The organism is Pseudomonas sp. GW823-FHT06E10 (genome assembly GCF_058794995.1).
The window spans coordinates 53,994-71,523 of sequence record NZ_JBXAHJ010000016.1 but is presented as its reverse complement, the minus strand read 5'-3'; the positions used below and the strand labels follow the sequence as shown (position 1 = coordinate 71,523).

Genomic DNA, 17,530 nt, shown 5'->3' with positions numbered 1-17,530 from the left:
AGCTGCTATGGAGCACATTCAATACCTGTTGCCGTGGAGTGCCTCGGGCACCGAACGAACGCTGTCACTGTTTCGTTTTGGCAGTGGAGCACGCAAAGCGTACATCCAGGCGTCATTGCATGCCGACGAATTGCCAGGGATGCGCGTCGCCGTCGAGCTCAAGCGCCGTCTTCTGGAACTGGAAACACAAGGTCGCCTGACCGGGGTGATCGAGTTGGTGCCAATGGCCAATCCGATCGGTATCGCCCAGATGTTCCAGGCCACCCATCAGGGGCGCTTCGAGTTCTCCAGCGGCAAGAACTTCAATCGCGACTTCCCGGAGTTGGTCGATGCCGTTGCACCGCTGCTGGAAGGCCGATTGGGAAACGATGCCGACGCCAACATCGCACTCATCCGCCGCGCCATGGGCGATGCCCTCGCCGCCATGCCGGCACCGACCTCGGAACTCGACGGCCTGCGCCGCCTGTTGCTGCAGCATGCCTGCGACGCCGATGTGGTGCTGGACCTGCACTGCGATTTCGAATCGATCATGTTGTTGTATGCGATGCCGCAAAACTGGCCACGCCTGCAGTCACTGGCCGCTCGCCTCGGTGCCGGGGTCACGTTATTGGCCGAAAATGCGGGCGGCAGTGCCTTCGACGAAGCCTGCGCCATTGCATGGCTACGCCTGGCCGAGCTGTTTCCCCAAGCCAACATTCCCCTGGCGTGCGTGGCCACCACCATTGAATTGCGTGGCATGGCAGACACCGAACGCGAGCAATGCGTCGACAGTGCACAAGCCATTCTCGGGTATCTCGCCGAACAAGGCCTGATCAGCGGTGACTGGCCAGCGGCACCGCCGAGCCATTGCCAGGCCGTGCCATTCGCCGGTGCGCAGTACGCCTGTGCGCCCCATCCCGGTGTGGTGAGTTTTCTGCAACCGCTGGGCGCGCAGGTCAAGGTCGGCGATCCGCTGTTCGAGGTCATCGACCCGCTGACCGACCGCCATAGCGTGGTGAGCGCCAGCACCGACGGCATTCTCTATGCCCGCGAACGGCTGCGCTTTGCCCAGCCTGGATTGTGGCTGGCCAAAGTTGCCGGTTCTACCCCCATTCGCCAGGGTCGCTTGCTCAGCGACTGATTCCAGAGAGTTCAAACCATGTACAAACTTGAAGTTCAGGACCTGCATAAAAGTTACGGCGCGCACCAGGTGCTCAACGGCGTGTCCCTGCAAGCACAGGCCGGTGACGTGATCAGCATCATCGGCTCCAGCGGCTCTGGCAAAAGTACGTTCCTGCGCTGCATCAACCTGTTGGAGCAACCCAATGCGGGCAATATCGTGCTCAATGGTGAACCGCTCAAGCTGGTGGCCAACAAGCTTGGCGGGCTGAAGGCGGCCGAACCCAGGCAGTTGCAACGCATGCGTTCGCAGCTATCGATGGTATTTCAACACTTCAACCTCTGGTCACACATGAGCGCTCTGGAAAACGTCATGGAAGCCCCGGTGCATGTGCTGGGCCTGGGCAAGAAAGAGGCACGGGAAAAGGCCGAGCACTACCTGAACAAAGTCGGTGTAGCGCACCGCATGAACGCCTGGCCGGCGCATATGTCCGGTGGCGAGCAGCAGCGCGTGGCCATTGCCCGCGCACTGGCGATGGAACCGCAAGTGATGCTGTTTGATGAGCCGACTTCGGCGCTCGACCCCGAACTGGTCGGCGAAGTGCTTAAAGTCATGCAGGATCTGGCGCAGGAAGGCCGCACCATGGTGGTGGTGACTCACGAAATGGGCTTTGCCCGCGAGGTTTCGAACCAACTGGTGTTCCTGCACAAGGGCGTTGTCGAAGAGCGCGGCGACCCGCGCGAAGTGCTGGTCAACCCGCAGTCCGAACGCCTCCGGCAGTTTCTGGCCGGGAGCTTGAAGTAAGACCGCCGCCTACCCATCGACTGCTCGGCGCTGCCCTGACAAGGTTGGCTTCGGATACACTCCAGCCAACCTTGTCAGGGCATCAGGCACAGCCCTTCTCTCACCTTCAGGAAATGTTGAGCCGGATATGCCCACCCCATCGAAAGACACCACTGTCTATGCCGCGCCGGTCATGCGCAAACTGACGGAAATCGTTTCCGAACTGCCGCCGTCATTGCGCAAGGTCGCGGACTTTATCCTGCGTCACCCGCTCAAAGCCGCGACGCTGACCATCGAGGAGATGGCTCACGAAACATTGACCTCACCCGCCGCCGTCAACCGCCTGGCCAAAGCACTGGACCTCGGTGGCTACAGCGGCATGAAGGCCGAACTGGTCGCAACGTTGCAGCAGATGGTGTCGCCGGTCGACAAACTGCGCAACGAACTTGCCCATCGCCCGGGCGGCGCGTTTGGTCTGCATGAGCAACTCCAGAGCGCCAGCAGCAACCTGGCCACCGCGGCGAGCAACAACCACGCCGACACCTTTGAAGCCTTCGTCACTCGCCTGACCAAAGCGCGCAAAATCTACATTCTGGGCTTTGGCAACAGTGTCTACTTCGCCGGTCTCGCCGCCTCGACCCTGATGCCCTTTTGTGCGGACGCCACTGCCATCAGCATGGAGGGCGGTAACGAAAACGCCGCTTACCGTCTGGCCGCCATCACCGACCAGGACGTGCTGCTGGCGATCTCCCTGCCACGCTACTCCCTCGACACCCTGCAACTGGCACGCTTCGCCAATGAACGTGGCGCATCAGTGCTGGCAATTACCGACTCACCCGCCTCGCCGCTCACCGGCATTGCCGAGCACACGCTGTTTGCGCCTTGCGATCACCCGGTGCTGACCAGTTCCAACATCGCCGTACTGGCCTTGATCGAAGGCTTGGTCGCCGGCGTGATGGCACGCAATAAAGAAGCGGTCAAACTGGCAACCGAACTGACAGAAAGCGTGATGTCGTACCTGCACATCCCTGCCAGCGGTAAACCAGCGAAAAAGTGAGCGATGGAAATCCAGCGCCCGCTTCTTGCCGGCAGGCTGTGAGAACATTCATCCAATTGAAAGAGTCCATTTCAGCCTCTACACTCCAGCCCATGAAACGCTACCTGCGGTTTTGCCTCATTTTCGTGATTAGCCTGGTGCTTCCCCTCAGCGGGATGGCGGGTGTCCAGGCGCCCACAGAACCGTGCCCGATGAAGACGATGGGCATGGCGATGATGGATGACATGGGAATGGACTGCTGCAACGACATGAAAAGCCCGACAGAGCATGGCAAGCCCTGCAAGCCGGGCCAGGAATGCAAGACAGGCGGTATGCTGCAAGTCTCGATCCTCAAGCCTCCTGTAACCGTGTTCAGCCCCGTAGTGGTTTCCTTCTTCAGTGATTCCATGCCCGTACAAACCCCGTCCGGGGTATGGCGACCGCCTCGCGTTTGATTCCTGTCCAACATTGAGCCTCATTCCGTATTAGCGGGATGGACTGGCTGTGCGCATGTCTTTTTGACGCGTGCAGTGGATGATCACAGGAATCGTAAACATGAACTCCAAGTGCTATTGCACAGGCTGGTCCCTCGTGGCCGGTCTGGCGGCAAGCGTACTGGCATTGCCGAGCTTCGCTGCCGCGCTGACCCTCGATGAAGCGCTGCGCCTGGCCGAAAACAATGCGCCGTCGCTGGCTGCACAAGATGCAAAGATTCAGGCTGCCAGCAGTGCGGCTATTCCAGCGGGTGAATTACCTGACCCCAAGTTGCTGGCAGGTGTGCAGAACTACCCCATCGGCGGCCCGGATCGCTGGAGCATCAACGACGACTTCATGACCATGCAAATGGTCGGGGTCAGGCAAGAGATGCCCAACGGTGACAAACGCAAAGCTCGCATCGAGGTCGCCAACGCCGCCGTTGATCGCGCTGCCGCCGAGCGTCGGGTTGCACGACTGAACGTACGCCAGTCCACGGCATTGGCCTGGATCAACAGCTACTCGGTCGAGCGCAAAGATGCGCTGTTCCAGGACTTCTACAAAGAAAACCGCCTGCTGACCGATACCGTCCTGGCCCGGATTGCTGGTGGTCGCGCTCAACCCGCCGATGCGGTGACGCCCAGGCAAGAAGCGGCTCGACTGGCGGAGCAGCAGGACGATCTGGTTCTCCAGAGAGCGCAGGCCCGAGCGGCCCTCAAACGCTGGATTGGCTCCGCCGCCAACGACAAGCCTGTGGGCAGCTTGCCGCAGTGGCCTGTCGATTCCTCGAGCTACGCCCATAAACTGCAACACCACCCCGAGCTGGCAGCGTTTGCGCCGATGACCCGCGAAGCGCAAGCCAAGGTTCGTGAAGCCGAGTCGGAGAAAAAGTCAGACTGGAGTTGGGAGCTTGACTATCAACATCGCGATCGCCAGTTCGGCGACATGGTCAGCGTGCAATTGTCCTGGGACTTGCCACTGTTTCCTGACTCCCGGCAAAACCCCAAAATCGCAGCCAAACAGGCTGAACTCAGCCAGCTTGAGGCTGAGCGCGAAGCCCTGTCACGGGAGCACACTCAGCAACTGGAAAATGAACTGGCTGACTATGAGCGCCTCAATCGTGCGGTAAGCCGCAACCAGGAAAGCCTGCTGCCGCTGGCCAGGGAAAAGGTCGAACTCAGCATGGCCAGCTACCGTGCCGGCACAGGCGATTTAAACGCCGTTGTCGCCGCCCGACGCGAACTCATCGAAGCCCGACTCAAACAGATCGACGTGGAGGAGCAGCGAGCGCTGACCAGTGCGCGTCTGTATTTTGCTTATGGGGAGTCCGGCCAATGATCCTTGAAAAATGGAACGGAGCATTGCTGGTTGGCGTCTCGTTGGCATTGGGTGTTGCCGGTGGCTACTGGTTCGCTCACCCGCGCATGAGCGAGGTACCTGTTACCGCCCGGGAGCAGAAAATCAATTCGCCGGACGAACGCAAGGCACTGTATTGGTACGACCCCATGTACCCGCAGCAAAAGTTCGATAAACCGGGCAAGTCCCCCTTCATGGACATGCAACTGGTTCCCCGGTACGCCAGCGGTGTCGAGGATCGTGCGACCGTCAGCATCGATCCGGGTCTGACCCAGAATCTCGGTCTGCGTTTTGCGACCGTCACCCGTGGAGTCTTTGACTCCAGCCTCGATGTGACAGGTGTCCTGGCATTCAACGAACGTGATGTGGCGGTGATACAGGCACGTACAGCCGGCTTCGTGGAGCGAGTCTATGCCCATGCTCCAGGCGACCTGCTCAAAGCCAATGCGGCACTGGCGGATATCCTGGTGCCGGAGTGGGCGGCCGCCCAGACAGAGTTCCTTGCCCTCAAGCGCAACGCTGATGCCGACCTGTTGGTTGCGGCCCGCCAGCGACTGCGGCTCACAGGGATGCCCGCGGCGCTGATCACCCAGGTAGAGCGCAGTGGCAAAGTCCAGCCGAACCTGACGATCACCAGCCCCATCAGCGGCGTGCTGCAAGAGTTGAACGTACGTGCGGGTATGACCGTCGCGGCTGGCGAGACTCTGGCACGCGTCAATGGCTTGAGCCGTGTCTGGCTCGCCGTGGCCGTTCCGGAATCGGATGCCGGAGCCATCACCGTGGGGCAGGCAGTCGAAGCGCGACTGCCCGCCTTCCCGGGGACAATGTTCAATGGCAAGGTCAGCGCGATTTTGCCCGAGACCAATCCGGACAGCCGCACCCTTCGCGTACGTGTCGAGTTACCCAATCCCGACGGGCGTCTGAGACCAGGTTTGACCGCGCAGGTCCGCCTCAAACACTCGACCGGGCACAGTGTGTTGTGGGTGCCTAGTGAGGCGGTTATCCGCACTGGGCGACGTGCCCTGGTAATGCTCGCCGAAGACGCCGGCCGCTACCGCCCGGTGGAGGTGCAACCCGGGCAGGAAAGCGATGGCAAGACGGAGATTTTGAAAGGTCTGGAAGAAGGCCGGAAGGTGGTTACGTCTGGCCAGTTCCTCCTCGATTCCGAGGCCAGTCTCAAGGGCATTGTTACTACCTCCGAGCAAGAGTCACCCGCCAGTGGAGCAGCCGCCAGTTTGCATGAGGCGGATGGGCAGATCGTTGAGATCAACGACAAAGAAGTTACGCTCGCCCACGGTCCTTTCAAGACGCTGGGCATGCCTGGCATGACGATGACTTTCCCTCTCGCCAGTGCGGCGCTGATGCAGGGCCTCAAGGCGGGTGACAAGGTTCGGGTCACGGTGAGCCAGACCGACGATGGCTTGCGTGTCGAGCGCCTGGCCAAATCGGGGAGCCAGCCATGATCGCTGCCCTCATTCGTTGGTCAGTGGCCAACCGGTTCCTGGTACTACTGGCGACGTTGTTCGTCACGGCTTGGGGTATCTGGACGGTGCAGAGCACCCCCATTGATGCACTGCCAGATCTCTCGGATGTGCAGGTGATCATCCGCACCCCTTATGCAGGACAAGCGCCGCAGATTGTCGAGAATCAGGTGACCTATCCGTTGGCCACCACCATGCTCTCGGTGCCGGGCGCCAGAACCGTGCGTGGTTACTCCTTCTTCGGCGACAGCTTCGTTTACGTGCTGTTCGAAGACGGTACGGACTTGTACTGGGCTCGCTCGCGGGTGTTGGAGTACCTGAGCCAGGTACAAAGCCGGTTGCCGGCCAGCGCCAAGCCGGCGTTGGGGCCGGATGCGACGGGAGTGGGCTGGATCTACCAGTACGCACTGGTGGATCGCAGTGGTGGCCACGACCTGGCGCAACTGCGCGCGCTTCAGGACTGGTTTCTCAAGTTCGAACTCAAGGCCCTGCCCAACGTGGCGGAAGTGGCCACGGTGGGTGGCATGGTCAAGCAGTACCAGGTGCAGCTGGACCCGCTGAAACTGGCCAGCTTCGGTATCACTCAGGCTGAGGTGACCGACGCTATCGGCAAGGCCAATCAGGAAACCGGTGGCGCGGTGCTGGAGATGGCAGAGACCGAGTTCATTGTGCGCGCGTCCGGCTACTTGAAAACGCTCAATGACTTTCGGGCAATCCCGCTCAAGCTGGGTTCGGGCGGTGTGCCGGTGACCCTTGGCGATGTTGCCACGATCCAATTGGGACCGGAAATGCGCCGTGGCATCACGGAACTCGACGGCGAAGGCGAGACCGTCGGCGGCGTGGTGATTTTGCGCAGCGGCAAGAACGCTCGCCAGACCATTGCAGCGGTCAAGACCAAACTCGACGAACTGAAAAGCAGTCTGCCGGCCGGGGTGGAAATCGTCACCACCTACGACCGCAGCAAGCTGATCGACCGCGCGGTGGAAAACCTCAGCCACAAGCTCATCGAAGAGTTCATCGTCGTCGCGTTGGTCTGCGGGATCTTTCTTTGGCACTTGCGCTCATCGCTGGTAGCGATCATTTCGCTGCCGGTGGGGGTGCTTGCTGCCTTCGTCGTCATGCACTACCAAGGCATCAACGCCAACATCATGTCCTTGGGCGGAATTGCCATCGCCATCGGCGCCATGGTCGATGCCGCCGTGGTGATGATCGAGAACGCCCACAAAAAGATTGAGGCCTGGCACGTAGCCAATCCTGGGGAGGAACTGAAGGGCGAGCGTCATTGGCATGTAATGACCGAAGCAGCGGTGGAGGTAGGCCCGGCGCTTTTCTTCTGTCTGCTGATCATCACCCTGTCGTTCATTCCGGTGTTCACGCTGCAAGCTCAGGAAGGACGGCTGTTCGGCCCTTTGGCTTTCACCAAGACCTATGCCATGGCCGCAGCGGCGGGATTGTCAGTGACCCTGGTACCGGTGCTGATGGGCTACTGGATTCGGGGGCGAATTCCCAGTGAACAACAGAATCCGTTGAACCGGTGGTTGATTCGAATCTATCAGCCGGCCCTGGACGCGGTCTTGCGCCGCCCAAAGATCACGCTACTGGTCGCGCTGTTGGTTTTTGTCAGTGCGCTATGGCCAATGTCTCGCCTGGGTGGCGAGTTTCTCCCCCCGCTGGACGAGGGCGACCTGCTCTATATGCCTTCTGCCCTGCCGGGATTGTCGGCGCAGAAAGCGGCGCAACTGCTGCAACAGACCGACCGGTTGATCAAGACCGTACCAGAGGTCGAACACGTCTTCGGTAAAGCCGGTCGTGCCGAAACCGCCACCGACCCGGCACCGCTGGAAATGTTCGAAACCACCATCCAGTTCAAACCACATGAGCAATGGCGTGCAGGCATGACTCAGGAAAAACTGGTGGAGGAACTGGATCGCGTGGTGCGCGTTCCCGGTTTGACCAACATCTGGATACCGCCGATTCGTAACCGTATCGACATGCTGGCGACGGGTATAAAGAGCCCGATCGGTGTGAAGGTTGCCGGCACCAATCTGGCGGAAATCGATGCGGTCACCCAGGCGGTCGAGCGAGTGGCCAAGGACGTGCCCGGTGTCAGTTCGGCCCTGGCCGAGCGGCTGACTGGCGGCCGCTACATCGATGTGGATATCGACCGCAAGGCTGCTGCTCGTTACGGGCTGAACATCGCCGATGTGCAGTCCATCGTGGCCGGTGCCATCGGTGGTGAAAATGTCGGGGAGACCATTGAAGGTCTGGCACGTTTCCCGATCAGCGTACGTTACCCACGGGAGTGGCGCGACTCGCTCGGCGCCCTGGAACGACTGCCGATCTACACCCCGCTGGGTAGTCAGATCACCCTTGGCACAGTGGCGAAGGTCAAGGTCAGTGACGGCCCACCGATGCTCAAGAGCGAGAACGCACGGCCTTCAGGCTGGGTGTACATCGATGTTCGAGGCAGGGATATTGACTCGGTGGTTGCCGATCTTCGTCGGGTCGTCAATGAACAGGTCAGGTTGCAGCCAGGCATGAGCCTCAGTTACTCGGGACAGTTCGAGTTTCTCGAAAGAGCCAACGCACGACTCAAACTGGTGGTGCCTGCCACGCTGCTGATCATCTTCGTGTTGCTCTACCTGACTTTTGCCCGATTCGATGAGGCCCTGCTGATCATGGCCACTCTGCCATTCGCACTGACTGGGGGGGCATGGTTTCTCTATCTGTTGGGCTTCAACCTGTCAGTCGCCACGGGGGTCGGCTTCATCGCCTTGGCCGGCGTTTCTGCCGAGTTCGGCGTGATTATGTTGCTCTACCTGAAAAACGCCTGGGCCGAACGAGAAGACCTCGGTGACAGCACTGAACGCGGGCTGGTGGCGGCGATTCGTGAAGGCGCCGTGCAGCGCGTTCGACCCAAGGCCATGACCGTTGCCGTCATCATTGCCGGTCTGCTGCCCATTCTGTTGGGCAGCGGAACCGGTAGTGAGGTGATGAGCCGTATCGCCGCGCCCATGGTCGGCGGCATGGTCACGGCTCCCTTGCTGTCCCTGTTTGTCATTCCGGCAGCCTATCGATTGATGCGCCGCCGACACCTCCTGCCTGCACCCACCACACATCAAGGTAAAGTCATATGAAACTCACCCTGACCGCAGTCGCAAGCACCCTATTCGTGCTTTCACTTTCTGCCCACGCGCAGGACATGCCGGGCATGAAAATGGACGGCATGGAAGGCATGCCGATGAAGCAGGAAACAAAACAAGCTCCGGTATCCAATGCCGAAGGCACGATCAAGGCTATCGATACTGCGAAGCATACGGTGACCATCTCCCACGGCGCCGTTCCCGCCCTGCAATGGCCACCGATGACGATGGCGTTTTCCGTGACGCAAGATCAGTTGTCAGGGTTGGCGCCTGGAGACCGGGTATCGTTTTCCTTCCGGCTAGAGGGTAACAGCGCCTCGATCGTGTCGATTAACAAGTAAATTCCGGTGGTGGAAGTGTCCGGCACATATTGTCGTGCCGGACTAACCCGTTAAATCGGCTGGTTCAGGAAAAACGGAGGGTTCGGGGGATTTTGAACGGCTGGCAATTGCTTACCCGCCCAGTTCCGTCTTCTTTTGCGTCTTCCTCGTCAGTGTTTCGGACCTGCAACAGACTTCGAAAAAAAGTCGCAAGCCCCGAGATTCTTCAGGGCTTGCGACTCATTGCCGATACGTCCTTCAAACTCCCCGGACGTAATCTACGGGATGCCTGCAGTGTTCAATGCCGAACATGCAGGCCTAGTTCTGCACCTCAGCCGTGTCGAAATCCGGCGCGTCTGGTGCATCTGGTGCGTCTGGAGCATCCGGTGCATCCAGTGCATCCGGTGCGTCTGGAGCATCCGGTGCATCCGGTGCATCCGGGGCGTCCGCTACATCCCTCGCCTCAGCTTTGGCAGCCTCTCTGGCTGCGTTCGCCTCGGCTTTGGCTGCGTCCCTCGCGGCATCCGCAGTAGCCCGAGCAGCATCTCTGGCTGCATCTGCCTCGGCCTTGGCAGCGTCCCTGGCTGCATCCGCAGCGGCCCGGGCAGCGTCTCTGGCTGCATCCGCTTCTGCGCGCGATACGCCAGCAGCTCTTGCGGCATCCCGGGCTGCATCCGCCTCAGCTCTGGCGGCGTCACGGGCGGCATCCGCAGTCGCTTTTGCCGCATCCCGCGCTGCATCTGCATCAGCCCGAGCAGCGTCCCGGGCTGCATTGGCATCAGCCCTGGCCGCGTCCCTGGCAGCATCTGCGGCATCGTTATCATTGTCTTTGGCGTTGTCGTTGTCACGCGCATTGCCCGGGCCTTTGTTCCCGGCTATACCACCATGGTCAGCGTCGCCGCGTCCCGGGCCTCCACGACCGTCACCGTCGTGGCCGTCACCACCATGACCGCCACCCTCTCCTCCATGACCGCCACCGCCGTCACCACCGTGACCACCGCCTCCGGAGCCTCCACTGCCGGAGCCACCGCCGCTGCCGCTGCCGCCACCATGGCCGCCTCCGCCACCGCCGTCACCACCGTGACCGCCGCCTCCGGAGCCGCCGCCACCACCGTGACCACCGCCTCCGGAGCCGCCGCCACCACCGTGACCACCGCCTCCGGAACCGCCGCCACCGCCGTGACCGCCACCGCCTCCGCCGCTACCACCACCGCCGCTGCCGCCATCTTTGGCATACACGCTGGAGAAACTACTGATGTAATCGGGCACCAGGACAGTCGATGCCGACAGTACCCCGCCTATTGCCAGAGCCAACAAACATTTCTTGAGCAGCATGATGCACCTCCGATTGGAGTTGCGTTTTCACCTCCGTATCGAACGCAATGTCCAGTGAGTTCCCGGCCGCCCATTGGAGCGGCCCGCCAACCGGCACGGCCATCAATCTGCAGCAATAGCGAGCCACTGCGGTATCCGTACGGTCCCTCAAAGCCAGCTGGTATCTATGCGTGGGAAATATTCCCACACATCTTAGATTAGTACCCTCAGCCCAAGTGTCAACGACCACATATCAGGTCCAAGGCACGCGTTGAGCAATTGGCCAAAAACAGACAGAGGACGCAGCAATAACCAATGAGTAGCTATGCTTTGGTTTGTGGCCAGGCTCTCCTGGCAACATCGTGAAAGGAGGCGTTTGAGATGCAACTCATCACGTTGAAAATCGAAAAGCCGGATGCGACGAACTTCATTCTGGGCCAGACGCACTTCATCAAGTCCGTCGAGGACATCCACGAAGCGCTGGTCAATACCGTGCCAGGTATCCAGTTTGGCGTGGCCTTTTGTGAAGCCTCTGGTCAATGCCTGGTGAGATGGTCTGGCACCGATAGCTCAATGATTGAACTTGCACAGAAAAATGCGAAAGCCATCGCCGCCGGCCATAGTTTCATCATTTTCCTGGGCGACGGTTTCTATCCGCTGAACGTGTTGAACACCATCAAAATGGTTCCAGAGGTATGCCGTATTTTTTGTGCAACAGCCAATCCAACCGAAGTGATTCTCGCTGAGACGCAGCAAGGGCGAGCGATCCTTGGTGTAGTGGATGGCTTTTGTGCCAATGACATCGAAGGCGATGAAGACATCCTGTGGCGCAAGAACCTGTTGCGGCAGATTGGCTACAAGCAGTGAATTGCAGAACGTGCTGGCACACCACATGACGTAACAAATTGCCTGAATGCCTTGCGCAAGAGCAGTTCACACCGTCCCGGGATGCTGGCCCGGCCAGCCTCCTGATGTAACGAATCAAGTCAAAATGTTTACCTGCAGAGCAGATCCTTATACGATGAAGTCCGCTTCTACTGCTCTCCATCGGGTCTGAGCAGCCCGTGGTTATTATGCATGACTAAGCGACTTAAAAAATTGTGCTCTATGGCCATGCAAGTTTTTGCGCGGCGAACAAGAAAAAATTGTATACAAATTAATTCATACAATTAAATAGAATAACATTGAGCACCTGAACGATGAACAACCCTGATTTACTGACTGAAAACTCCAAAACCTTCAGCGTAGTTATAGTAAATTACAAAACACCTGAAATCACCAAGATATGCCTGGACTTATTACACCAGCATTTTGGCAGCAACAGCGTCCCGGTATGGGTGGTTGACAACTATTCCGCCGATGAAAGCACTGAGTACTTACGAACGCTTGACTGGATCAATTTGATTGAACGCTCTGTTTCCGAACCAGAGGCGGGCCATATTGCCCATGGCAAGGCACTTGACCTGGTTCTCGAGCGAATTGACACCGATTATTTATTCCTGATGCACACCGATACATTTGTTTTCGACAAGAATGTTTTTCCGATGATGCTGAATAAATGTTTGAAAAACCCAAAAGTCGTGGCCGTCGGTTGTGTCGAGCAAATTAACCGCGGCACCGCCAGAACTGTCTGGCGCTATAGCTCACGACTATTCAAGCATCACTTCAGACGCCTGAAAATCTCCATGGGATTGCGTTCCAGAGAACCAAAGCCGTACAAAGAAGTCTACTTGAAAAGTTTCTGCACATTGTGGAACTGCAAACTTGTAAAACAGCACAACATGCACTTTTCGATGGATGATCGCGTGCCAGGCTATACGCTTCAGGACCGCATGACCGAACTGGGTTATGTCGTTGAAATGCTATCACCGCGTAAAATTTTCAGCTATCTGGATCACATTCAGTCCGGCACTGTTGCAGCGGTTGGCGGCTATGCTAAAAATCATAGACGAACCAAAATGTACAACAACATCCTTAAGCGTCTGAACAAGGACGACAGAACAAATTGAGTTGCGAATAGACGCAACGAGCAGTGCATTCAACGCTGCGTGAAGTCACCCACAGGTTTTTATATCAGGTCATTGGAGCGGTAATGGCACCCATCACTCAGGCACTACCTATCACCCTGTCCCCGGAGCTTGATTTCGACCAGAATGCCGCCAGCGCCTTTGGTGCCTCATTGACCGATAGCTATGTTCAGGCTACGCCATTTCCGCACATAGTCATCGACAACTTCTTGCACGAAGACCTGATTGCGAGCATCTGCTCGCATTTCCCGGTCGAGCCAACCAACAACGAAATGCTCTACGAGCGCGGCTATAAAGGTCAACGCAAACGTCAAATCAGTCCCAACGAATGCGACCCTTATTTGAAGACTGTTTTCAACGCCTTTAACTCGGCCCCCATGTTGCAGTTTCTTGAAAAGCTCACTGGCATCGAAGGCTTGATACCCGACCCCTACTTTACCGGTGGCGGTCTGCACGAAACAAAAAGCGGTGGTTTCCTGGGGGTGCACTCGGACTTCCGGCTCAACAAAAAACTTAATGTTGAACGCAGACTGAACATCATCATTTATCTGAATGAAGACTGGCAAGAGGAATACGGCGGCAACCTGGAACTTTGGGATGTCGGCATGAAGACCTGCCTTAAAAAAGTCCTGCCCATCTACAATCGCTGTGTCATTTTCAACACAGACAAGGACAGCAATCATGGGCACCCGGAGCCTTTAACGACTCCGGAACACATCACCCGCAGGTCTATTGCGCTTTATTACTACACCGCGGGAACCATGGCGATCGATCCGGCACAAAGAAACAAAACCCACTACAAACCAAGGCCCAAGGATCGTTTGAGCCTGAAGTACTACATCAATAAACTGATCAAGAAGAAAAACTGAACTGCAAAACGCCCGGGAGTGAGGCAAGGGCCTGAGTCGAGGCGGTGAAACGCATCAATGCTGGAAGTTACCTGACAGGCAATGGCCAGGAATCAGAAAGCGTGGCTGAGCAACAGCCCGGCCTCGCCGTCCGGGCTGGCGTCGGAAAAGCCCTTGACGGCATATAACTGAAACTTCCATTCCTGATTGAGCTTGTGCGTGAGGAAGAGCGTCAGCTCCTTGATTTCGTCACCCGTGGAAACGACCTTCTGCCGCCAGTCGTAGGACACGCCCGCCGTGGTGCGCACGAACACGGGCATGGCAAAGCCCAGGCCGGCGAATATCGGGTTGTCGAAGTCGGAGCCCGACGGGTCGCCGAACTTTTTCCAGCCCAGGGTCGCGAACCCGGTCACAGGACCGAAGGCTTTGGCGACATCGACCTGGGCGGAATAGTCGGTTTTGCCGGTGCCCAGGCACTCGTCTTCGTCGGCGGTTGGCAACTTGACCTTGCCGATCAGGTCCACGAACAGCCCGCCAACGCTGCCGTCCAGCACAGCATAGTCGGCACCGGCAACGGTGTCGCCCAGACCGCTTTCCACCTTGCCGCAGCCGCCGGGCAGCGGCTCGCCGTCAGGGCCGACCGAAGGATTGGTGATGCGCAGCCAGGGCACGGTGAGCTTGTAGGTCATGGGGCCGGTTTCATATCTGCCCACCAGCGGGACGTACCATGTTTCGGAAGTCGTACCGGTGCCATAGTCGCCTCGTGAGTAGTCGGTTCCGATCGAGGTCGTAAAGGTATCGGCCAAGGTCGGCAAAGCCAGGCTGGCAAGCCAACCGACGAGCAGGATGCGCTTGGGATCCATGTTCACCTCGTGTCTGACGTCATCGAAGTTCACACGCATGATTTGTTGCGTGACTTACCCAGCCTAGTTACTTATGACGAAAGTGCATCATGACTGCACTGCTTAACCCGACTTGCCAGAGCGATCGACTTTTTCAACCGGCTCGACTTTTTCGACCTTCTCAACTTTTTCTGGCCGATCAACTTTGTCTATCTTCTCAACCTTTTCTGGCCGATCAACTTTCTCGACCTTCTCCGGACGTTCGACTTTCTCCACCTTCTCCACCTTCTCTACCTTCTCTACCCTCTCCACTTTCTCGATTCTGCCGGATTGCTCGACCCTCTCGACTCGCTCTGACTTGCCGGACTTGTCCACATCCACATCCACATCCACATCCACGTCCACGTCCACGCGTTCAATCTTGTCGCCACCGCCATGACTGTCACTCCCCCCGTGGCGAGCATCGTCGACAACGCGGCCTTCGCTCTCGGAGCGGCCGTTCCTGTCACCGCCCGAGCTCCCTGAACTCCCCGAGCTGTCAGAGTTGCCGGAGTTGTCGGAGCCACTTGAGTCGATCGAGTTGCCCGAGCCGCTTGAGTCGATCGAGTTGCCCGAGCCACTTGAGTCGTCGGTGTCTAGCTCGTTGGTGCCATGTCGTCCGTGCCGGTTGCTCACTGGTGAATCGGAGCGATCGCGGGGCAATTCAATACGCGTTGCCTGCACCTCCCGCGCGCCGGTGAACACGCCGTTGATCCGCACCCGTCGATCCAGCGCCAGCTCCGAAGCCTGCACACCGACAAACACGGTGTCGTGCGCCAGCGTCACATTAATGCCGCCCACCACCAAATGGCGGTCCTGCCGGCCCTGTACCAGACCCTCGATCACCGCATTGTGTGCCCGGCCAATGAAAGGCAGGCTCGGATCGGGGCGGCTTTGGTTCACGTCCAGCTCGCGGCCGGACCAATGGCCGCGCACCAGCATTTCCTGCGCCGGGCCTGGGTAATTGCTGAGCTTGAGCCCCTGGAGATAGCCACTGCGATCCACCGGGCCGATGGCACTGGCCTCCTTGAGGCCGGGCGCCCGATCGATGCGACTGGCCACCACTTCGCCACGAGCATCGCGCAGCCCGCTGACCCGCACGGGATCCCCCGGACGCAGGCCGGCAGCGACCTGGGCACCGTTGGCCAGGCGTACCGGTTGCCCCATGACGCGCATCGGCATGGAGTCGCGCGGCAGGGCTGTCAAAGGGCCTTCGTAGGCGTGCAGTATAGAAATGCGCCCGGCCTCCAGACCGCGCCGGGAGTTGAACGCCTCCACGGCAATCACTTGGCCTACCGCCAGGCGGGCACTGGAGCTGGCGATGCCGTTCTCGCTGACAGGAACGTTTTTGTTGAAGTGCACTTCCACACCATTGACGCAGATCGAGGCGAACCCGGTGATGGTGCCGACAATGCCGGTGCCACCGATTCCTCCGTTATCGTTGCTGATGCCCGTGCCACCCACTCCGCCTGCAACGGCACCGGTGCCGCCAATGCCGCCAGGGCTCTTTTTCAGTGGTACGCCGGTACCACCGATCCCGCCGTTGTCGGTGTCGATGCCGGTACCGCCCATGCCGCCAGGTGCTGCGCCCGTGCCGCCGGTGCCACCAGGTGCCTCGATGACCGGCACTTCGCTGGTGCCCGCATCATTCTGGCTGACACAGGCTGGGGCGGCTTGCAACACACTTGCAAGCCCGAGGCCCAGAACGAGGGCGACTGCACGAATCAGGCGCAATTTGACGGTCATGGTTCAGGGGCTGTTGGCGAATTGGGATCGGAAGCTTCAGTGTAGAAGTACAAGCCGACTGTGATGCGCTGGCGCGGTTCAAGGCTGGGCAGGTCCCGGAACTCCAGTTCGGCAGCGAGTCGGTTGAAGCTCAACAGGGCCTGCATTCCCTCGCTGGCCACGGCTTCGCGTAACGCCTCGACGCTCATCGGGGCCAGTGCGTCATAGTGGACGCTGCGTTCAAAAAAGGCCGGGGCTTCGCTGCTCAGGTTGTGAACCGCAGCGCAGGCATGATCGTGCAGATTGTGCCCCAGATAAGCCGCTTTCTCATCGAAGCCCTTTTGCGGCACGAAGGCCTGGGCTTCAAGGTGCACGCGCTCTTGTTCGTCAAGGCGCACGACCCCCAGGCGCAGCCACTCGTCCAGCACCACCCGTGCCCTGATATCGGTACTGACCTTCGCCACCAAGGCGTCAAAGGAGCGGTCGCCGCCGACACTGGCCAATCGAGGCAACGGCAGTGGCTGGCCGGCGTCGTTGCAGAAGGGCGCGCTGGCCCAGGCGTTGACCAATTGCGCACCGAACGTGATGTTTTCCGGAAGCGTGGAAGCAGCCGGATCAGCGGTATTGCGCAAGCGCCGTACATCCTTGCGGTGCACACCGGTGAGTAGGCTGATGCGGCTGTCGGTCGGTGCCTTCTCGCCCAGGCGGAACTCACGGTCCGCCACTTCGACGAAAACCTCCTTGAGCAGGTCGGCAAACACCAGGTAGGTGACGCCTTTGCGCAGCATCAGGCGCACCAGCGGCTGCATGACATGCCGCAAGGCTTTGAGGAGCGAGGTGGGCAGCGTTGACGATTGCATTCAGCGAATTCCTGGGTAGATAACCCCAGTATAGCCGCGTGGGAAATAATCCCATGAATTTACCGAGAGCCGTGCCAACGCAATACCCGTTGCTATCCGGGAGCAGCTTGGGAGCAATTCGTCAGACTTACAGCTTCGCCTGAATTTTATGCGCGGGAACTTTTCCCGCGCAATGAAGCTGAC

Annotated in this window: 15 protein-coding genes; 11 read left to right on the top strand and 4 right to left on the bottom strand. The window is 59.0% G+C overall.

Features of this window, described 5'->3' with window-relative positions; genetic code table 11:
* Window positions 1-7 precede the first annotated feature (7 nt).
* The 8 genes from AC1Q6Y_RS23090 (at window position 8) to AC1Q6Y_RS23055 (ending at window position 9,713) form a co-directional block, all read left to right on the top strand.
* Window positions 8-1,120 carry a succinylglutamate desuccinylase/aspartoacylase family protein gene (locus AC1Q6Y_RS23090; protein ID WP_492625226.1) on the top strand — a complete coding sequence of 371 codons (1,113 nt, stop codon included), beginning with the start codon at window positions 8-10 and terminating at the stop codon, window positions 1,118-1,120.
* An 18-nt stretch (window positions 1,121-1,138) separates the two neighbouring features.
* Window positions 1,139-1,903: an ABC transporter ATP-binding protein gene (locus tag AC1Q6Y_RS23085; RefSeq protein ID WP_057715360.1), complete on the top strand. Its 765-nt coding sequence runs from the start codon at window positions 1,139-1,141 to the stop codon at window positions 1,901-1,903.
* A gap of 127 nt (window positions 1,904-2,030) precedes the next feature.
* Window positions 2,031-2,939: a MurR/RpiR family transcriptional regulator gene (locus AC1Q6Y_RS23080; RefSeq protein ID WP_057715361.1), complete on the top strand. Its 909-nt coding sequence runs from the start codon at window positions 2,031-2,033 to the stop codon at window positions 2,937-2,939.
* A gap of 92 nt (window positions 2,940-3,031) precedes the next feature.
* Window positions 3,032-3,373, top strand: a complete 342-nt coding sequence (locus AC1Q6Y_RS23075) for a hypothetical protein (RefSeq protein WP_057715362.1) — start codon at window positions 3,032-3,034, stop codon at window positions 3,371-3,373.
* 100 nt (window positions 3,374-3,473) lie between these two features.
* On the top strand, window positions 3,474-4,730 hold the full coding sequence (locus tag AC1Q6Y_RS23070) for a TolC family protein (RefSeq protein WP_492625225.1): 1,257 nt from the start codon (window positions 3,474-3,476) through the stop codon (window positions 4,728-4,730).
* Window positions 4,727-6,211 carry an efflux RND transporter periplasmic adaptor subunit gene (locus tag AC1Q6Y_RS23065; protein ID WP_492625224.1) on the top strand — a complete coding sequence of 495 codons (1,485 nt, stop codon included), beginning with the start codon at window positions 4,727-4,729 and terminating at the stop codon, window positions 6,209-6,211. The genes AC1Q6Y_RS23070 and AC1Q6Y_RS23065 overlap by 4 nt, the downstream gene beginning before the upstream one ends.
* A complete protein-coding gene (locus tag AC1Q6Y_RS23060; protein WP_492625223.1) occupies window positions 6,208-9,366 on the top strand; it encodes an efflux RND transporter permease subunit in 3,159 nt (1,052 codons plus the stop codon). Before AC1Q6Y_RS23065 ends, AC1Q6Y_RS23060 begins: the two co-directional genes overlap by 4 nt.
* Window positions 9,363-9,713, top strand: a complete 351-nt coding sequence (locus AC1Q6Y_RS23055; RefSeq protein ID WP_492625222.1) for a copper-binding protein — start codon at window positions 9,363-9,365, stop codon at window positions 9,711-9,713. The genes AC1Q6Y_RS23060 and AC1Q6Y_RS23055 overlap by 4 nt, the downstream gene beginning before the upstream one ends.
* A gap of 297 nt (window positions 9,714-10,010) precedes the next feature.
* Here the strand turns inward: AC1Q6Y_RS23055 and AC1Q6Y_RS23050 are convergent, their stop codons facing one another.
* Window positions 10,011-11,027 carry a hypothetical protein gene (locus AC1Q6Y_RS23050; RefSeq protein WP_492625221.1) on the bottom strand — a complete coding sequence of 339 codons (1,017 nt, stop codon included), beginning with the start codon at window positions 11,025-11,027 and terminating at the stop codon, window positions 10,011-10,013.
* A 360-nt stretch (window positions 11,028-11,387) separates the two neighbouring features.
* Between AC1Q6Y_RS23050 and AC1Q6Y_RS23045 the strand changes: the two genes are divergently transcribed.
* From AC1Q6Y_RS23045 to AC1Q6Y_RS23035, 3 genes are all read left to right on the top strand, one after another.
* Window positions 11,388-11,873 carry an adenosine-specific kinase gene (locus AC1Q6Y_RS23045; RefSeq protein ID WP_057715369.1) on the top strand — a complete coding sequence of 162 codons (486 nt, stop codon included), beginning with the start codon at window positions 11,388-11,390 and terminating at the stop codon, window positions 11,871-11,873.
* A gap of 332 nt (window positions 11,874-12,205) precedes the next feature.
* On the top strand, window positions 12,206-13,015 hold the full coding sequence (locus AC1Q6Y_RS23040; protein WP_057715370.1) for a glycosyltransferase: 810 nt from the start codon (window positions 12,206-12,208) through the stop codon (window positions 13,013-13,015).
* A gap of 83 nt (window positions 13,016-13,098) precedes the next feature.
* Complete coding sequence (locus AC1Q6Y_RS23035; RefSeq protein WP_057715371.1) at window positions 13,099-13,902, top strand: 2OG-Fe(II) oxygenase; 804 nt, start codon at window positions 13,099-13,101, stop codon at window positions 13,900-13,902.
* A gap of 92 nt (window positions 13,903-13,994) precedes the next feature.
* Here AC1Q6Y_RS23035 and AC1Q6Y_RS23030 read toward each other — a convergent pair whose 3' ends face one another.
* From AC1Q6Y_RS23030 to AC1Q6Y_RS23020, 3 genes are all read right to left on the bottom strand, one after another.
* Window positions 13,995-14,744 carry a hypothetical protein gene (locus tag AC1Q6Y_RS23030; RefSeq protein ID WP_057715372.1) on the bottom strand — a complete coding sequence of 250 codons (750 nt, stop codon included), beginning with the start codon at window positions 14,742-14,744 and terminating at the stop codon, window positions 13,995-13,997.
* Between the two features lie 102 nt (window positions 14,745-14,846).
* Window positions 14,847-16,508, bottom strand: a complete 1,662-nt coding sequence (locus AC1Q6Y_RS23025; RefSeq protein ID WP_492625220.1) for a DUF5666 domain-containing protein — start codon at window positions 16,506-16,508, stop codon at window positions 14,847-14,849.
* Window positions 16,505-17,347: a DUF6502 family protein gene (locus AC1Q6Y_RS23020; protein ID WP_492625219.1), complete on the bottom strand. Its 843-nt coding sequence runs from the start codon at window positions 17,345-17,347 to the stop codon at window positions 16,505-16,507. Before AC1Q6Y_RS23020 ends, AC1Q6Y_RS23025 begins: the two co-directional genes overlap by 4 nt.
* Between the last annotated feature and the right edge of the window lie 183 nt (window positions 17,348-17,530).

Bases quoted from the DNA above. Each gene is read 5' to 3' on its own strand.
- AC1Q6Y_RS23090 (WP_492625226.1), top strand. From the start codon at position 8: ATGGAGCACATTCAATACCTGTTGCCGTGGAGTGCCTCGGGCACCGAA.
- AC1Q6Y_RS23085 (WP_057715360.1), top strand. From the start codon at position 1,139: ATGTACAAACTTGAAGTTCAGGACCTGCATAAAAGTTACGGCGCGCAC.
- AC1Q6Y_RS23080 (WP_057715361.1), top strand. From the start codon at position 2,031: ATGCCCACCCCATCGAAAGACACCACTGTCTATGCCGCGCCGGTCATG.
- AC1Q6Y_RS23075 (WP_057715362.1), top strand. From the start codon at position 3,032: ATGAAACGCTACCTGCGGTTTTGCCTCATTTTCGTGATTAGCCTGGTG.
- AC1Q6Y_RS23070 (WP_492625225.1), top strand. From the start codon at position 3,474: ATGAACTCCAAGTGCTATTGCACAGGCTGGTCCCTCGTGGCCGGTCTG.
- AC1Q6Y_RS23065 (WP_492625224.1), top strand. From the start codon at position 4,727: ATGATCCTTGAAAAATGGAACGGAGCATTGCTGGTTGGCGTCTCGTTG.
- AC1Q6Y_RS23060 (WP_492625223.1), top strand. From the start codon at position 6,208: ATGATCGCTGCCCTCATTCGTTGGTCAGTGGCCAACCGGTTCCTGGTA.
- AC1Q6Y_RS23055 (WP_492625222.1), top strand. From the start codon at position 9,363: ATGAAACTCACCCTGACCGCAGTCGCAAGCACCCTATTCGTGCTTTCA.
- AC1Q6Y_RS23050 (WP_492625221.1), bottom strand. From the start codon at position 11,027: ATGCTGCTCAAGAAATGTTTGTTGGCTCTGGCAATAGGCGGGGTACTG.
- AC1Q6Y_RS23045 (WP_057715369.1), top strand. From the start codon at position 11,388: ATGCAACTCATCACGTTGAAAATCGAAAAGCCGGATGCGACGAACTTC.
- AC1Q6Y_RS23040 (WP_057715370.1), top strand. From the start codon at position 12,206: ATGAACAACCCTGATTTACTGACTGAAAACTCCAAAACCTTCAGCGTA.
- AC1Q6Y_RS23035 (WP_057715371.1), top strand. From the start codon at position 13,099: ATGGCACCCATCACTCAGGCACTACCTATCACCCTGTCCCCGGAGCTT.
- AC1Q6Y_RS23030 (WP_057715372.1), bottom strand. From the start codon at position 14,744: ATGGATCCCAAGCGCATCCTGCTCGTCGGTTGGCTTGCCAGCCTGGCT.
- AC1Q6Y_RS23025 (WP_492625220.1), bottom strand. From the start codon at position 16,508: ATGACCGTCAAATTGCGCCTGATTCGTGCAGTCGCCCTCGTTCTGGGC.
- AC1Q6Y_RS23020 (WP_492625219.1), bottom strand. From the start codon at position 17,347: ATGCAATCGTCAACGCTGCCCACCTCGCTCCTCAAAGCCTTGCGGCAT.